Source organism: Pseudomonas sp. KH_021 (assembly GCF_057838865.1).
Genome location: NZ_CM174477.1, coordinates 474568 through 491606, shown reverse-complemented (window position 1 = coordinate 491606; position 17039 = coordinate 474568). Strand labels below are relative to the sequence as shown.

The 17039-nt window shown below is 59.7% G+C and carries 16 protein-coding genes; 1 reads left to right on the top strand and 15 read right to left on the bottom strand.

Translation table 11 applies throughout. The features are described from left to right. Positions 1–36 precede the first annotated feature (36 nt). From trpC to AC3IX4_RS02180, 12 genes are all read right to left on the bottom strand, one after another. On the bottom strand, positions 37–873 hold the full coding sequence (trpC, locus tag AC3IX4_RS02235) for an indole-3-glycerol phosphate synthase TrpC (RefSeq protein WP_489259061.1): 837 nt from the start codon (positions 871–873) through the stop codon (positions 37–39). After that, entirely contained in the window at positions 870–1919 is a 1050-nt protein-coding gene (gene trpD, locus AC3IX4_RS02230) for an anthranilate phosphoribosyltransferase (protein ID WP_489259060.1), read from the bottom strand. The genes trpC and trpD overlap by 4 nt, the downstream gene beginning before the upstream one ends. Positions 1920–1928: 9 nt before the next feature. Then, positions 1929–2522, bottom strand: coding sequence for an aminodeoxychorismate/anthranilate synthase component II (locus tag AC3IX4_RS02225; protein ID WP_489259059.1), 594 nt, complete (start codon positions 2520–2522; stop codon positions 1929–1931). Positions 2523–2532: 10 nt separating this feature from the next. Continuing rightward, positions 2533–4020: an anthranilate synthase component I gene (gene trpE / locus AC3IX4_RS02220; protein WP_489259058.1), complete on the bottom strand. Its 1488-nt coding sequence runs from the start codon at positions 4018–4020 to the stop codon at positions 2533–2535. A gap of 71 nt (positions 4021–4091) precedes the next feature. Continuing rightward, positions 4092–4910: a phosphoglycolate phosphatase gene (locus AC3IX4_RS02215; RefSeq protein ID WP_489259057.1), complete on the bottom strand. Its 819-nt coding sequence runs from the start codon at positions 4908–4910 to the stop codon at positions 4092–4094. After that, entirely contained in the window at positions 4907–5581 is a 675-nt protein-coding gene (rpe, locus tag AC3IX4_RS02210) for a ribulose-phosphate 3-epimerase (RefSeq protein WP_489259056.1), read from the bottom strand. Before rpe ends, AC3IX4_RS02215 begins: the two co-directional genes overlap by 4 nt. 129 nt (positions 5582–5710) lie before the next feature. Beyond that, positions 5711–6535, bottom strand: coding sequence for an ABC transporter permease (locus tag AC3IX4_RS02205; RefSeq protein ID WP_489259055.1), 825 nt, complete (start codon positions 6533–6535; stop codon positions 5711–5713). Between the two features lie 11 nt (positions 6536–6546). Next, positions 6547–7794: an ABC transporter permease gene (locus tag AC3IX4_RS02200; RefSeq protein WP_489259054.1), complete on the bottom strand. Its 1248-nt coding sequence runs from the start codon at positions 7792–7794 to the stop codon at positions 6547–6549. Positions 7795–8015: 221 nt separating this feature from the next. After that, entirely contained in the window at positions 8016–9053 is a 1038-nt protein-coding gene (locus tag AC3IX4_RS02195) for an ABC transporter substrate-binding protein (RefSeq protein WP_489259053.1), read from the bottom strand. 40 nt (positions 9054–9093) lie between these two features. Beyond that, positions 9094–10215 (bottom strand): ABC transporter ATP-binding protein, encoded by a 1122-nt coding sequence (locus tag AC3IX4_RS02190; RefSeq protein ID WP_489259052.1) that lies wholly within the window; start codon positions 10213–10215, stop codon positions 9094–9096. A 249-nt stretch (positions 10216–10464) separates the two neighbouring features. After that, a complete protein-coding gene (locus tag AC3IX4_RS02185; RefSeq protein WP_489259051.1) occupies positions 10465–11094 on the bottom strand; it encodes a response regulator in 630 nt (209 codons plus the stop codon). Next, the gene (locus AC3IX4_RS02180) at positions 11091–13493 is read right to left on the bottom strand and encodes a PAS domain-containing sensor histidine kinase (protein WP_489261191.1); all 2403 of its coding nucleotides are present in this window, start codon (positions 13491–13493) and stop codon (positions 11091–11093) included. Before AC3IX4_RS02180 ends, AC3IX4_RS02185 begins: the two co-directional genes overlap by 4 nt. A gap of 102 nt (positions 13494–13595) precedes the next feature. Between AC3IX4_RS02180 and AC3IX4_RS02175 the strand changes: the two genes are divergently transcribed. After that, positions 13596–14570 (top strand): alpha/beta hydrolase family protein, encoded by a 975-nt coding sequence (locus AC3IX4_RS02175; RefSeq protein ID WP_489259050.1) that lies wholly within the window; start codon positions 13596–13598, stop codon positions 14568–14570. Between the two features lie 8 nt (positions 14571–14578). Here AC3IX4_RS02175 and AC3IX4_RS02170 read toward each other — a convergent pair whose 3' ends face one another. The 3 genes from AC3IX4_RS02170 to AC3IX4_RS02160 are packed head-to-tail and all read right to left on the bottom strand — an operon-like array spanning position 14579 to position 17034. Next, entirely contained in the window at positions 14579–15343 is a 765-nt protein-coding gene (locus AC3IX4_RS02170; protein ID WP_489259049.1) for a DnaJ domain-containing protein, read from the bottom strand. Continuing rightward, complete coding sequence (murU, locus tag AC3IX4_RS02165) at positions 15344–16012, bottom strand: N-acetylmuramate alpha-1-phosphate uridylyltransferase MurU (RefSeq protein ID WP_489259048.1); 669 nt, start codon at positions 16010–16012, stop codon at positions 15344–15346. It lies immediately after the preceding gene. Further along, on the bottom strand, positions 16009–17034 hold the full coding sequence (locus AC3IX4_RS02160) for an aminoglycoside phosphotransferase family protein (RefSeq protein ID WP_489259047.1): 1026 nt from the start codon (positions 17032–17034) through the stop codon (positions 16009–16011). Before AC3IX4_RS02160 ends, murU begins: the two co-directional genes overlap by 4 nt. Between the last annotated feature and the right edge of the window lie 5 nt (positions 17035–17039).

The window sequence follows — 17039 nt, the reverse complement described above, 5'->3', positions numbered from 1 at the left end:
GCAATCTACCAGGCAAACCGCGGTGCGTTCATCGAATCAGTCCAGAGTCGAGGCAGTGATGACCGGTGCGCGTTCCGGGAAAAACAAACGCTGCAGCTCCACGCCAGGATTCTCAGCACGCATGAAGACTTCGCCCACCAGGAACGAATACACCTCGCTGATTTCCATCAGCTCGACATCGGCGCGATTGAGAATACCGCTTTCGGTAATTACCAAACGGTCACGAGGCACCCGCGGCAGCAAGTCGAGCGTCGTTTCCAGGCTGACTTCAAAGGTGTGCAGGTTACGGTTGTTGATCCCTACCAATGGCGTGTCGAGGGTTTTCAGGGCACGTTCAAGCTCATTGCCATCATGCACTTCAACCAGCACATCCAGGCCAACACCTTTGGCGGCGCTCGCCAGCTCGGCCATTTTCACGTCATCCAGGGCGGAGACGATCAACAGCACGCAGTCGGCTCCCAAGGCACGGGCTTCAACGATCTGATAGGGGTCGATCATGAAATCCTTGCGGATCACCGGCAGTTTGCACGCCGAGCGAGCCTGCTGCAGATAGCTATCAGCGCCCTGGAAGTAATCGATATCGGTCAGCACCGACAGGCAGGTAGCGCCACCCATTTCGTAGCTCTTGGCGATGTCGGCGGGGACGAAGTCCTCGCGAATCACGCCTTTGCTTGGTGAAGCCTTCTTGATTTCAGCAATCACCGCCGGTTGCTTGCGCGCAGCCTGGTCAATCAGGGCCCGGGCAAAACCCCGCGCTGGGTCGGCAGCAGCAGCCAACCGCTCAAGTTCAGCCAGGCTTACCCGGCTGCGCCGCTCTGCCACTTCCTGAACCTTGCGGGCAAGAATATTCTCCAGAACCGTCGGTACTTTCATCCTTCATTCTCCACTTTGAACACCGCGGTAAAGGCACCCAACTCTTCGAGTTTTTCCCGGGCAAGGCCGGTATGCAGGGCGTCGTGGGCCAAGGCCACGCCTTCCTTGAGGCTCGATGCATGATCTGCCGCGTACAACGCAGCGCCCGCGTTGAGCACAATCATTTCCGCAGCCTTTTGGCCATTTTCAGTCTTGCGTTTCCCAAGAGCGTCGCGGATCAGTTCCAGCGATGCAGCCGGGCCGTCGACTACCAGCCCATAAAGGCTCTGGCTCTTAATACCCAGGTCTTCAGGCTGCACCCAGTATTCGGTGATCTGGCCATCTTTGAGTTCCGCCACATAAGTCGGAGCAGCCAGGCTGAATTCATCCAGGCCATCCTGGGAATGCACCACCAAAACGTGCTTGCTACCCAGACGCAGCAGTACTTCAGCCAATGGTCGGCACAGGGCCTGATTGAAGACACCTACGACCTGATGCCGAACTCCGGCCGGATTCGTAAGCGGGCCAAGCATATTGAACAGGGTACGCATGCCAAGGTCGCGGCGAGGGCCGGCGGCATGCTTCATCGCACCATGGTGGACCTGGGCGAACATAAAGCCGATGCCAACACTGTCGATGCAACGAGCCACTTGTACCGGGGTCAGGTTCAGATAAATGCCCGCGGCTTCCAGCAGGTCCGCGCTGCCGCTCTTGCCCGACACGGCCCGATTACCATGCTTGGCTACGGTGCAGCCCGCTGCCGAGACAACAAAAGCAGAAGCGGTGGATACGTTGAAAATATTAGCGCCGTCACCGCCGGTACCGACCACGTCGACGACGCCATCGAGGGTCTGCAGCTCGACCTTGTCCGCCAGTTCACGCATCACCGAGACCGCACCGACGATTTCGTCGATGCTTTCGCTCTTCATGCGCATGCCCATCATAAAGGCACCAATCTGTGCCTCCGTGCATTGGCCCGTCATGATTTCGCGCATGACATCGCGCATTTCATCGGTGCTCAGGTCCAACTGGCTGACAATACGGTTCAGCGCGCTCTTGATATCCATGATCGGTCCTTAGCGGCTGCCGCCGGTTTGCTTGAGGAAGTTGGCGAACAGCTCGTGGCCTTGCTCGGTCAGAATCGATTCAGGGTGAAATTGCACCCCTTCGATGTTCAGTGTCTTGTGGCGCAGGCCCATGATTTCATCGACCGAACCGTCTCCCAGGGCTGTCCAGGCGGTGACTTCCAGGCACTCAGGCAGCGTTTCGCGCTTGACCACCAACGAGTGATAACGGGTGACGGTCAGCGGATGATTGAGGCCGTCGAATACGCCTTGGTCTTCGTGGATGACCGGGCTGGTCTTACCGTGCATGGCCTGGCGGGCACGAACCACATCACCACCAAAGGCCTGGCCGATGGATTGATGCCCCAGGCAGACGCCCAGAATCGGCAGCTTGCCAGCAAAATGCTTGATCACTTCCAACGACACACCGGCTTCGGTCGGCGTGCAAGGGCCTGGTGAAACGACGATGCGCTCAGGGTTCAGCGCTTCGATCTGGGCGATGGTCATTTCATCATTGCGGATCACTTTGACGTCCGCGCCCAACTCGCCGAAATACTGGACGACGTTGTAGGTAAAAGAATCGTAATTGTCGATCATCAACAGCATGGTCTGCTCCTCAGGCGTCGGACGCGGGGGTTTGTTCAGCGAGCGCAACGGCGCGGAACATCGCGCGGCGTTTGTTCAGCGTCTCCTCCCACTCCAACAGCGGCACGGAATCGGCAACGATACCGCCCCCGGCCTGGACGTGCAGTTCACCGTCCTTGATCACCGCGGTACGAATGGCAATGGCCGTATCCATGTTGCCGTTCCAGGCCAGGTACCCGACCGCGCCGCCATAGACACCGCGCTTGACTGGCTCCAGTTCGTCGATGATTTCCATGGCGCGAATTTTCGGCGCCCCCGACAGCGTGCCGGCGGGCAGGATGGCGCGCAGGGCGTCCATGGCGCTCAAGCCTTGCTTGAGTTGGCCGGTGACGTTGGAAACGATGTGCATCACGTTCGAATAACGCTCGATGACCATCTGCTCAGTAACCTTGACCGTACCGATCTCCGAGACGCGCCCGGTGTCATTGCGGCCCAGGTCGATCAGCATCAGGTGCTCGGCGATTTCCTTGGCGTCCGACAGCAGGTCTTCTTCCAGTGCACGGTCGGCCTCTTCGGTTGCGCCGCGTGGACGGGTGCCCGCGATTGGGCGAACAGTGATCAGGTTATCCTCCACCCGCACCAGTACCTCCGGCGAGCTGCCCACCACATGGAAGTCGCCAAAGTTGAAGAAGTACATATAAGGTGTCGGATTGAAACAACGCAGCGCACGGTAAAGATCGATAGGTGCGGCCTTGAAGTCGATCGACATGCGCTGGGACGGTACGACCTGCATGCAATCGCCCGCCAGGATGTATTCCTTGATGGTATCGACAGCCTGCTCATAGTCGGACTGGGTGAAACTTGAACGGAACACTGGCTCGCCAGCGCCCTGGCGGGTCAGGTCCAGGCCGCGGCGCGGGGTGATTGGCTGGCGAAGTTTGTCCATCAGGCCATCGAGCTGGGCCAGGCCTTGCTCGTAAGCCTCGGCATTGGCCGGATCGACCAGTACGATCGCATGCATCTTGCCGGCAAGGTTGTCGAACACTACGACAGCGTCCGAAACCATCAACAGGATATCCGGTACGCCCAATGGGTCCGGGTTCGGGCATTTGCCCAGGCGCTTTTCAACGTAACGCACGCAGTCGTAGCCAAAATAGCCCACCAGGCCGCCGTCAAAACGTGGCATTCCTGGAATGGTTGGCACCTTGTAGCGATTCTTGAATGCTTCTACGAAGTCCAATGGGTCTTCGACATCATGACGTTCGACTTCATTACCGTCCTGGGTCACGACCACCTGATGATCATGAACGCGCATCACTGTGCGGCACGGCAGGCCAATAATCGAGTAACGCCCCCACTTCTCACCGCCTTGTACCGACTCCAGAAGGTAGGAGTTGGGTGCATCGGCCAGTTTCAAATAGATCGACAGCGGCGTGTCGAAGTCAGCCAGGGTTTCGTAGGCAAGGGGAATGCGGTTATAGCCGGCAGCGGCCAAACGCAGGAATTCTTCGCGGGTCATGATCAGCCTCGTGGCATGAGGTAAAAACGGTCAGGTGTGCAAACGCGCCGGGCAGGCCGGCCAGAAAGTAATCAGGCGCGCCAACGCCAGCGGGCCAGGGCCTTGATGACTTTCATCCAGAGTTTGCGGGTGACCACCACGATGGAATCTCTATGAGGGGGGGCTTTGTCGTCTGCCAACGTTATCCCAGTGGCTGCATCTAAGCAACCGGGGAGGAGTGCCCGCAGATCGTCTATCACTAACGCTGGCGACTCTTCGCTGATCGGGCGCCCATGATTGTAACCGTAGGTCAGCGCGACACAGGCCACACCGGCCGCCTTCGCCGCCTGCACATCATTGCGCGAGTCACCGACAAACAGCGCTTCGCGCGGCGCTACGCCGGCCATTTTCATCACAAACAGCAAGGCGGCTGGATCAGGCTTCTGTTGTGGGAGGGTGTCGCCACCGACAATCCAGCGGAAATAGCGGCCGAGCTTGAGCTGGTCGAGCAAAGGGGCGACAAAGCGCTCGGGCTTGTTGGTGATCAGGGCCATTTCGACGCCCTGCTTGTGCAACCATTTCAACGTGTCACGCACACCTGGATACACCTCGGTGAGGTCATGGCCTTGGGCGTAGGTGTCCATGAAAATCGCCAGCGCCTCATCCGTCTCGGCATCACCGACAGCGGCATGATCCAGGCTGTTGGCCAGCGCACGGCGCACCAGGACGCGCGCACCGTTGCCAATCCAGAGCCGCACCGCGTCGATGCCGACCGGTGCGCGGCCCAGGGCGAGCAGCATTTTCTCCACGGCGGCGGCAAGGTCGGGGACCGAGTCGACCAGCGTACCGTCCAGGTCGAACATCACCAGCCTTGGCAGGCTGCCCGGGAACAGCTGCTCGAAGCCACTCATGGACGAGCCAGCGCCAGTTCAGCGCGCATTTTCTCAATCACTTCGCGATAGTTGGGGGTGTTGAAAATCGCCGAACCGGCCACGAAGGTATCCGCGCCTGCTTCAGCGATCTCACGAATGTTGCCGACATTGACGCCGCCGTCGATTTCCAAGCGAATGTCACGGCCCGAGGCATCGATCAATGCACGCGCTTCGCGCAGTTTATCCAGCGTGTCGGGGATGAACTTCTGCCCGCCGAAGCCTGGGTTCACGCTCATCAGCAAGATCATGTCGACCTTGTCCATCACGTACTTGAGTACGTCCAGCGGTGTGGCGGGGTTGAACACCAGGCCAGCCTTGCAACCACCCTCGCGGATCAACTGCAGTGAGCGATCCACATGCAACGTGGCTTCGGGGTGAAACGTGATGTACGTGGCGCCGGCGTCGATGAAGTCACCGATGGTGCGATCGACCGGGGACACCATCAGGTGGGCATCGATCGGCGCGGTAATACCGTACTTGCGCAGTGCCGCACACACCATCGGGCCGATGGTCAGGTTAGGCACATAGTGGTTATCCATCACATCGAAGTGGACGATATCGGCGCCCGCGGCGAGGACATTGTCGACTTCTTCGCCCAGGCGAGCGAAGTCTGCGGACAGAATAGACGGGGCAATAGCGAAGGGCTGCATGGCGCACCTGTTTTTGAAGAATCACGATGGCGCGCATTGTACCTCAGCCAAAGCATTACGGGCCGTGGCCGTCGTCAGGATTGACGAAGGTCACGGCCCGTAATGCTTTGGCGAAAGCAATTTAATGCCTTATACCGCCTGGGTTCGCATCTTCTCGCTGCGACCGCGCAGCCATTCCAGTGTCAGCAGCAGTACCACCGAAAAGGCGATCAGCAGCGTCGCGGCAGCGGCAATGGTCGGGCTTAAGTTTTCGCGAATACCGCTGAACATCTGCCGCGGCAGCGTGGCTTGCTCGGGGCCTGCGAGAAACAGCGTCACCACCACTTCATCGAACGAGGTCGCAAAGGCGAACAAGGCCCCGGAAATCACTCCAGGCGCGATCAGCGGCAAAGTCACCCGGCGAAAAGCAGTCAGCGGCGAGGCACCCAGGCTTGCCGCAGCCCGCACCAGGTTGTGGTTGAATCCCTGCAATGTCGCCGACACAGTGATGATCACGAACGGAACACCGAGTACGGCATGTACCAATATTAGAGAAATGTAGCTGTTGCCCATCCCTAGCGGTGCAAAGAACAGGTAGCTGGCCACACCAATGATCACCACCGGCACCACCATGGGCGAGATCACCAACGCCATCACCAACGGCTTGCCAGGGAAATCGCCCCGCGTCAGCCCGATCGAGGCCAATGTGCCGAAGACCATGGCCAGTACCGTGGCGGCTGGCGCCACAATGATGCTGTTCTTCAGTGCCCGCATCCATTCGGCCGAACCGAAGAAGTCCTGGTACCAATGCAGCGAAAAACCTTGCAGCGGGTAGACCAGAAAGCTGCCGGAGTTGAACGACAACGGCACGATAACCAGTACCGGCAAAATCAGGAACAACAGCACCAACCCGCAAAGAATGCGCAAGGTGTAGAACCAGACCCGCTCCACGGGCGACATGTAAGGGCTCAACATTTCGACTCTCCTCAGCTCAGGCGCAGGCGGCTGGCACCGACCAACCAGCTATAGATCAGGTACAGGATCACGGTAGCGAGCAAGAGCAGCCCGCCCAGCGCCGTGGCCATACCCCAGTTGATGCTGGTGTTGGTGTAGAACGCGACGAAGTAGCTGACCATCTGATCATTAGGGCTGCCGAGCAGCGCCGGGGTGATGTAGTAACCAATGGCCAGGATGAACACCAACAGGCAACCAGCCCCTACACCTGCGTAGGTCTGCGGAAAGTACACGCGCCAGAAGCTCGCGAACGGATGGCAGCCCAGCGAAATGGCGGCACGCATGTAGGTGGGCGAGATCCCTTTCATCACGCTGTAGATCGGCAGAATCATGAATGGCAGCATGATGTGGACCATCGAGATGTAGACACCTACGCGGTTGAACACCAGTTCCAGCGGTTTATCGATAATGCCCAAGGCCATCAGCCCACTGTTGATCAAGCCTCCCGACTGAAGGAGCACGATCCAGGCGGCGACGCGTACCAGAATCGAGGTCCAGAACGGCAGCAGCACCAGAATCATCAGCAGGTTGCTTTGGCGCGCCGGAAGGTTTGCCAGCAGGTAGGCCAATGGATAGGCCAGCACCAGGCAGATAGCCGTGATGACCAGGCCCATCCAGAAAGTTCGAGCGAAAATATCCAGGTAGATCGCCTGGTCGGGTGTGGTCGGCGCCACCTCTCCCAGGTCATCGATTCGATGATCGACAGCGGCGAGCAGATAAAACGGCGTGACATTGCTGGTGTTGCGACGGATCGCTTGCCAGTAGGCCGGATCTCCCCAACGCTCGTCCAGGCTTTGCAGGGCTTCTTTATAAGAAGCCGGCTCGCTCTTGAAGGGTAAGGCTCGAGCAGTTTTTGCCAACAGGCTGCGATAGCCGGCCAGCTCCATGTTCAGGCGCTTGGACAGATCGCCAAGGCTTTGATTCTTGCGCGACTCGGCCAGGTCTTCACTGAGGGCTTTGTAAACTCCCTCGTCGGGCAGGCTCTTACCATCCCAGCTAGCAACAGCCTGGACAGTTCGCGGTAGCCCATTGACCACTTCCGGGTTGCCAACGCTTTTGTAGAGTAGTGCAACGATCGGCACCAGGAAGACCAACAGCAGAAACAGCACCAGCGGTGCGATCAGGGCCTGGGCTTTCCAGCGATTGACGCGTTCAGCCCGGGCCAGCCGCTGTTTCAGGTTGGGGCTGGCGTCCTGTTTCATAGGCACTGCGATGGCCATAGCGAACTCCGAAATCTTCTACGAGGGAAGCGTCACCCCATGGGCGACACTTCAGGTGATGACAAGCTTTGTAGGAGCCAGCCTTGGCTGCGATGGGTACACCGCGGTGGTCCGGCATTCCGGTAAACCCGGCTTCTACAGGTAGGAGCCGGGCTTGCCCGCGAGGCGTCAACCCTGACACACCGCGGTGGCCCTATCGCCGGCAAGCCGGGCTCCTACAGTTACTTGGCAGCCCAAGCGTTGAAACGTTGCTCCAGTTGCTCACTGTTGTCGGCCCAGAAGAGCACATCGATCTGCACCTGATTGGCGATGTTTTCCGGCGTGGTCGGCATGTCCTTGAGGATCGCCTTATCCAACAGCGGTACCGCCTGGGTGTTGGCCGGGCCGTAGGCGATGTTCTGCGAGTAGGTTTTCTGCTGCTCGGGCTGAACGGACCAGGCGAGGAACTTCTTCGCGGCCTCTACGTTTTTGGCGCCTTTGGGGATGGCCCATGAGTCGAAGTCGTAAATGCCGCCGTTCCAGACCACTTTCAGGTTGCTTTCTTTCTGTACGGCAGCGATTCGGCCGTTGTAGGCCGAGCTCATGACCACGTCGCCCGAAGCCAGATACTGTGGCGGCTGCGCGCCGGCTTCCCACCACTGAATGCTGGGTTTGAGTTCGTCGAGTTTCTTGAATGCGCGGTCCACGCCGTCTTTGGTGCCCAGGACTTGGTAGACGTCCTTAGGCGCTACGCCGTCGGCCATCAGAGCGAATTCGAGGGTGTATTTGGCGCCTTTGCGCAGGCCGCGCTTGCCGGGGAACTGCTTGGTGTCCCAGAAGTCAGCCCAACTCGTTGGCGCGCTTTTCAGTTTGTCGGCGTTGTAGGCCAGCACGGTGGACCATACGAAGAAACCCACACCGCAGGGCTGGATGGCGCCTTTGACGAAGTCCTCTGCTTTACCGACCAGGGCCGGATCGATCTCTTCGAACATGCCTTCATCGCAACCACGAGACAGCTCAGGCGACTCAACTTCAACCAGATCCCAATCTACGCTTTTGGTGTCGACCATGGCTTTGACCCTGGCCATCTCACCGTTGTACTCACCGGCAACGATCTTTCCATTTCCGGCTTGTTCCCAAGGCATATAGAACGCCTTGACCTGCGCCGCCTTGTTGGCACCACCGAAAGACACCACGGTCAGATCCGGGCCCGCCGCCATCGCCTGGGCTGCGCCCAGCATGCCCAGTGTCAGGGCAGTCAGTTTCAAGTGTTTGATCATTATTATTTTCTCCACAATACAAGGTTGGTGAAGCTGTCTTTCAGTTGACTTCCAGCGGGTCGAGCGCCCGTGCGTGCTCGACTTGCCAACCAAGCGGCACCACATCGCCCACGGCCAGCGCCGGGTCGAGTTCGGCGATGGGCTGTTTGACGAAGAAATCGGTTTTACCGCACACCTCCAGGCGCATCCGCACGTGATCACCCAGATAAATGAATTCGGCGACCCTTCCTGAGAAGCGGTTCACGCAGCTTTCGCTGTGGCCATTGAGGCGAACCCGCTCAGGGCGAATCGACAAGGTGACCGCTTCCCCTGGCTGGCCAACATTGACCGCCAACGCCTGGACCTTCTCGCCACGCGGCAATGCAATCACGCACTTGTCGCCGTCCTGGCTAAGCAACTGGCCGCTGATGCGGTTGTTTTCACCGATGAAGTTGGCAACGAAGGTGTTTTTGGGTTCTTCGTAGAGGGTGCGTGGGTCGGCAATCTGCTGGATTTCGCCCTGATGGAAGACCGCCACGCGGTCGGACATGGTCAACGCTTCGCCCTGGTCGTGGGTCACGTACACCACCGTCACGCCCAAGCGCTGGTGCAGGTGTTTGATCTCCATCTGCATGTGCTCGCGCAGTTGTTTGTCCAGCGCGCCCAGCGGCTCATCCATCAGCACCAGTTGCGGTTCGAACACCAGCGCTCGGGCCAACGCCACTCGCTGCTGCTGGCCACCGGACAACTGCGCGGGGTAGCGCTGGGCGAAGGCATCGAGCTGAACCATGCTCAGGACCTTCTTCACTCGCTCACTGACATCGGTCTTGCTCAAGCCGCGAACGCTGAGCGGAAAGGCCAGGTTTTCGGCAACGGTCATGTGGGGGAACAAGGCGTAGTTCTGGAACACCATGCCGATGTCGCGCTTGTGCGGCGGTACATGGTTGATGGACTTGCCGGCCAGTTTGATCTCGCCGGCGGTCGGGGTTTCGAACCCGGCCAGCATCATCAGGCTGGTGGTCTTGCCGGAACCGGAAGGCCCAAGCAAGGTGAGAAACTCGCCTTTGCGAATTTCCAGGTTAAGGTCTTTGACGATCAGGTTTTCGCCGTCGTAGCTTTTCTGCACGCCACGAAAGCTGACCAGCACCTCACCTGCCCCAGCGCTCGAATTCACCTCGCTCATACCCACACCTTTTTATTGGATGACTGCCGTGGACTAAGCCTAGTGAAGCTGGCAGCGGGCGCAAATCGGGGGGTGAGAGAGATTGATATCAGCGACTTGGAAGCACCGGGGTAGGGATTGCCCTACAGTGATGGCGTTTTTTGGATGAGGGCAGGTCGGGCCGCGAAGCCGCTCAGGGGCCGCTGCGCGGCCCAGTGCGACCAAGGTCATTCACACAGATGGGCAAGACAGGTCGTTTTTGGAACAGACCTAGACCAGCTTGTGCTCCATGGCGTACTTCACTAATTCGGCCAGCGAATTCACATTGAGTTTCTGCATCAAGCGAGCCTTGTGGGTACTGATGGTCTTGTTGCTCAGGGCCAGCTGTTGAGCGATATCATTGACGTTGGCGCCTTGGGCCAGGCGCTCGAATACCGAAAATTCGCGCTCTGAAAGCAGCGAGTGCAGCGGCCTGGCGTCGGTCAGACCGACCTCGAAGACCATCCGATCCGCCAAGTCCGGGTCAATATAACGTCCTCCATTAGCCACTCGTCGGATGGCTGTCAGCAATAGAGCAGGGTCGCTGTCTTTGGTTGCGTAGCCCGCTGCACCCATTTTCAAGGCGCGGGCCGCCATCTGGGCTTCATCGTGCATCGACAGCACCAAAATAGCCGGTGGGGTATTCAGTGCCCTGATTCTGGGGATGGCTTCCAGGCCGTTGACACCCGGCATCGAAATGTCCAGCAGCACCACCTCGCAGGGCGTTTGCCGCAAGGCCTCGAGTAGCTGCTCACCATTGGCGGCTTCGCCCACGACTTGCAGGTCCTTGGCCAGGCCGATCAGTTGCTTGATACCTTCCCGAACGATGGTGTGATCTTCTGCCACCAAAACACGAATCACTGCCGCTCTCCTGCATCAAAAGGTAGGCGCACGCTCAAGGTGGTGCCCTCCCCCGGTTCACTGTCCAGCGCCAGGCTGCCGCCCAGCATCAATACTCGCTCGCGCATGCCAACCAGGCCAAATGAAGTCGGCCGGCTGGCGGTTAGCTCGAAGCCGCAGCCATCATCGCTGATGGTCATCGACAAGTCCGGCCCCTCCAGCACCAGACTGATGTGCACAGTATGCGCTTGGGCATGGCGCATCACATTGGTCAGCGCCTCCTGGAGAATCCTGAACAGGCCGATAGCCTTGGCATCGCTCAACGCAGGCAAATGGTCCGGCACCTGCACCAGGCAAGGAATCTGCGTGCGCGCTTCAAAACGCCGCGTTTGCCATTCAATGGCCGAACCGATGCCAGCGTCCAGGATCGGTGGCCGCAAGGCAGTGGCCACGTCACGAATAAGCTGGAACAACTGAGCAATCAGGCGCTTCATGCTGTTGAGCCGATCATTCAAGCCTGGGTCCAGGTGGGCATACGCCAGTTCACACATGGATGTCTCCAGTTTGAGCACCGTTAACATCTGCCCCAGCTCATCATGCACTTCACGGGCGATGCGGGCTTTTTCTTCTTCGCGAACGCTCTCAAGGTGTGCCGACAGTTCTCGCAGCTGCTCCTGAGAACTGGCCAACGCATGCTCGATACGCTTGCTGTCGCTGATATCCCAGACAATGCCGTCCCAGACAACTCGCCCCTCGCCCAACCCACGGGTGATGGCCTTGATTTCGGCCCAGCGTTCCTCACCCTCGCGGGTCAGGATCCGGCCCTGCCACGACCAGTCACTGTCGGTATCCAGTGCGTGATCCTGGGTCCGGTGGTAATCGGCGCGATCGTCCGGGTGGACAAGGCTGCGTAACCCCATGTCGGGGTGGCGTAGCGTGGCGGGCGAGTAGCCAACCAACGCCTCGCTGCCTTCACTGATGTAGGCGAACTCAAGCTGTGCCCCGGGCCGCACACGTTCAAGGCGAAATACCATTCCGGGCACATTGGCGGCGATGCCCTGAAGTCGTGCCTCACTTTCCTGCAAGGCTGCCAACGCACGCCGGCGCTCGGTGACGTCGGTGAGAAACACCACCAGATACTCGGCATCCCGAAAGCGCAAGAAGCTCAGAGAGACATCGGCGGGTAACACGCTGCCATCGGCCCGCATGCAATTGGTTTCGAAGGTAGGCAAGACATCGTCACTTGAACGCGCCCGGCGCCACAGGTTCAACCAACGGTCCATGTGCAGGGTTGGGTCGAAATCGATCAAGGGCCGATTGACCACCGCCCCAGCCGAGTACCCGAGCATGGCTTCGGCGGCGCGGTTGGCATAGCGCACATGACTGTCCCAGTTGACCCAGAGGATGCCCACGGCGCTCTGGTCGATGGAGAATTGCGCCAAGCGCAGCGCCGCCTCACTGGCACGATAGTGTGCGAGGTCTTCCCGTGCGCCCAGCAAACGCTGCTCCAGAGCGCGTTTCTGGCGGCGTAGAAAAAACACCAGGGTAACGCTTACGAACAACAGGGCGCCGAACAACAGGCAGAGGTTCTGCCAGAACCGAGCGGAATCGGTCAGGCGGGGATATTTGGGCTGCAGCCAGCGCTCGTGGAGTTTCTCCAGGTCCTTGGCGGGGATTGCCAGCAAGGCTTGCTCGATGATATCGGCCAATTGTGGCCAATCCCGGCGCGAGCCAACGCGCAGCAATTGCGGCAAGCCAATATCACCCACCACCACCAGGTCGGAAAACTCGGACTCACGAGACAACCGGCTCAATTGCGCTTCATCGACCACGGCATAACGAGCCTGCTCGCTGAGCAGCAGTTGCAGCGCCTGACGCTCGATAGGCACGCCTTGCAGATTCAGGTTCGAGTAGGTGCTGCGAAGATAGTCGGCGACCGCGCTTGGCATGCGCACAGCCACCCGGTCACGGCTGTCGAGCGTTTCCAGATCGACCGCCCCGGCGCCGCTTCGAGGCCCGATCACCAGTTGTGGCACCCGCATGTAGGGATCGGAAAATAACCAACTGCGCAGGCTCGCTGGCGTCTGGATCAAGCCAGGCGCCATGTCGATCTCACCTTCGTGCAGGGCTTGCTCCAGGGAAGCCTGGTCAGCGAAGTTGCGCCAGGTCAGGTCCAGGCGCAAGAGCCGGGCAATCCATTCGATCAATTCGACATTGGGGCCCGACATCTGCTGCAGGCGCCGGTCAAACTGTGCGTACGGGGCTTGCAGCACCAAACCCACGCGCAGGCTGCGGTGCGCTTGCAACCATTGCTGCTGGGCGGCATTTAACCGAACCTCGGGGCTGGCAACGGGTTCCTCGGCCCAGCCCATCAAGGGAACGCACAACCAGCCGATAATCCACAGGCAGCACAAACGCATCGTCTTGTGTCTCATTAATGAAGATCATGGCCATGGCAGATCATGGCTGTCCCCGATAAATACCATTAGGCTGCCGGTATTGTTTCCGGCCCGGGTTTACCAATGCTGCACCTCTATCGCACGCCACTCATGGCAATGTGCCTTGCACTGATACTACCTTGTACCACCCAAGCCCTGGCCGCCGACAGCCCACAAACGGCGGCACCTGAACCGACGCCCGCAGAGCGCCAGCCACTGCTCGAGCGTAGTCAGGAAGCCGCCATCGCGCTGGAGCGGCAGTTGCCGCGCTCAGAGCAACAAACCCTGCAAGCCGGCAATGATGAGTTTCTCGCCCTCTACAAGCCTGCCAACAGTAGTAACCCGCACGGTGCAGTTGTGATCGTCCCAGGCGCTGGCGAAACCGCCGACTGGCCGCAGGCAATCGGCCCACTTCGGCGCAAGCTGCCAAATGCCGGGTGGCACAGCCTGAGCCTGACACTGCCAGATCTGCTCACCGAGGCAGCCCCATCGCATGACGCCGCCGTTGCGCCCATTGAAAAAAGTGCACCCGCAACGCCCGCAGACACCGTGACCCATGTCGAGCAGGCCACCGCTGCCGAAACCGATACGGCCGAAACCAGCCCGGCCCAGAGCGCGCCTGTAGACTGGGCCAATGAAGACGCCCAGCGGATCTTCGCACGAATCGATGCCGGCATCGCTTATGCCCAACAGCAGAAAGCCCGCGACATTGTCCTGCTAGGCCATGGCACCGGCGCCTACTGGAGTGCCCTGTACGTGCAACAGCGCCAGCCGGCCCTGGTGCAAAAACTGGTCATGGTCGCGGCAGTAACACCGCCGATTGCCAATCAGCGCCTGGATGAATTGGTGGCCAGCCTGAAAATTCCGATCGCCGATATCGTGTACGGCGGGGACCCACGAGTGGCCAAGGCCGCGCGGCAGCGCCTGCAAGCCAGCAAACGCCAGAAAGACAGCGGTTATCGACACATCTCGCTCAATGCACTGCCCGGCAACCCGGCAACCGAGCAAGAACAACTGGTTCGCCGGGTACGTGGCTGGATAACGCCAGCAGAGAACTGAGCCTGCCGTCAGAAGTCTCGCCGCTGGCGGACCAACGCATAGGCCTGATGCAACTCGCGGGTGCGCTCAGTCGCCTCGCGAACCTGAGCAGGGGTGACGCCGTTGCCGGTCAATTTATCGGGATGATGGCGACTCAACAGACGTCGATAAGCCCGCTTGATGTGCGCCGGCTCCGCGTTGGCCGCGACGCCCAACAGGCACAAGGCATCCTGATAGCTGTTGGCACGAGCAGCAGGCACCGTTCGCTGCGGCTCATAATCCAGCGACAATCCACGTATCCGGGCTTGCTCCCAGCCCAACCATCGACCCCAGAGCAGAATCAACTCGCGCTCTTCGCGGCTAGCCCGGCCATCGGCCCAGATCATCCGCCAGCAAGCCCGCAGCAGGCCTTCTGCAGTGTTGGGCTGACGATTGAGGCGCAACAGATGACCGCGCAAGCGATCACTGCCACTCTTGCCCCGATTGAACGCGTCGATGGCCCGCCGTTTTGTGTCTCCCTCCAGCCCCAGCCTGCGCATCTCCTGCTGAGCCTGCTGTATATGCCCGTCGACAACACGTCCCGAACTCTTGGCCAGTCGCCCCAACAAGACAAACAACACTTCATCATCGCCCAGCGCCGAACGGCCACTGAGCCGCTCGCGCAGGTCAGCCCAGTCCTGTACCCGAATGCGCCGATCCATGGCTTGCCCTAATAGGGCACCCAGCAGCGCACCCGGAATACTGGCGATCGCGAAACCGGCCCCTGCTCCAATCAGGGTAGTAGGCCAGAGCATTCAGCGTTGTCCGACAAGCAAATGTTCAACTTCGGCCAGTCGCTCGTGGGTGCCGACATCGACCCAGCGACCGCTGAAGTGTTCGCCCGTGACCTGCCCCTGCTCCATCGCCTTGCGCAACAAGGGTGCCAGCTTGAACGCACCTGGACTGCTGCCATCAAACAACGCAGGATTGAGCACAGCAATGCCGGTGTAGGTCATTTTTTGCTCATCCCCGCTGTCTCGAACCTGCCCGTCGACCAGCGAAAAGTCGCCCACCGGGTGATGCGCCGGGTTGTCGACCAACACCAGATGCGCCTGACCGGCCAGCGGCTTGCGAAGGGCTCGAAAATCATAGTCGGTCCAGACATCGCCATTGACGATTACAAACGGCTGATCGCCCAGCAATGGCAAGGCCTTGTAGATGCCGCCGCCGGTTTCCAGCGGCTCGCCTTCGGCTGAGTATCGGATACTCAAGCCGAACTGCGCACCGTCACCCAAGTGGTCTTCAATTTGCTGGCCAAGCCAGGCGTGATTGATCACGACGTCGCGAAAACCTGCGGCCGCCAGCGCGCGCAGGTGATACTCGATCAAGGGTACGCCAGCCACCGGCACCAATGGCTTGGGTGTGTGCAGGGTCAGGGGGCGCATGCGCTCGCCTTTGCCAGCGGCGAGGATCATGGCCTTCATGACGATGCCTCGCGGGTTTCTTCAAGGCTGGCAATCAATTCGCCCAACTCGGCCAGCTCCGGCCGGCGCGCGACCACTGTGGCGATATAAGCAAAGAAACGCGGCACATCGCCCAGGTAACGCGGCTTGCCATCACGATGGCAAATACGCGCAAAGATACCGATCACTTTCAAGTGACGCTGTACGCCCATCAGGTCGCTGGCACGACAAAAATCCTCGAATTGCGCCTGAACCGGGATATTCAAGGCACGGGCCTGGCTCCAGTAACGCTCAAGCCAGACCGCCACGCGCTCTTCGGGCCAGCTAAGAAACGCATCCTTGAACAGGCACGTAATGTCGTAGGTCACAGGGCCGTACACCGCGTCCTGGAAATCCAGGACACCGGGGTTGGGCGTACTGAGCATCAGGTTGCGCGGCATATAGTCACGATGTACCAGCACCTTGGGCTGGGCCAGGGCGCTGTCGATCAGCAAATCACTGACACGTTGCCAGCAAGCCTGCTGCCTGGCATCGAGCTCACGTCCCAGATGCTTGCGCACATACCACTCGGGGAACAATTCCAATTCCCGACGCAGCAAGGCAACGTCATAGCTGGGCAGCGGCGCCTGCATGGGCAATTGCTGGAAGGCCAGCAAGGCATCGATGGCATCGCTGAGCAGCGCATCGGCGTTCTCGGGATTGATCACATCCAGGTACGTCTGGTTGCCCAGATCGTTGAGCAGTAGAAATCCACGCTCCAGGTCCTGGGCGTGAATGACGGGTACATTGATACCGGCAGTGGCCAGTAAATGGGCAATGTCTACGAACGGCTTGCAGTTTTCCTGAGGCGGCGGCGCGTCCATGACGATAAAACTGCGGCCTTCTCCCTGCCAACGGAAGTATCGGCGAAAGCTTGCGTCGCTGCTGGCAGCGGTCAAGCTGGCCGCTGGAACCGGCCCCCAGCCCTCGGCCCGGAAGAGTCCAGCCAGTTGTTCATCAAGCCATGCGTTGAGTTGTTGCAGGCGTACATCGTGTTCAGGCATTGCAG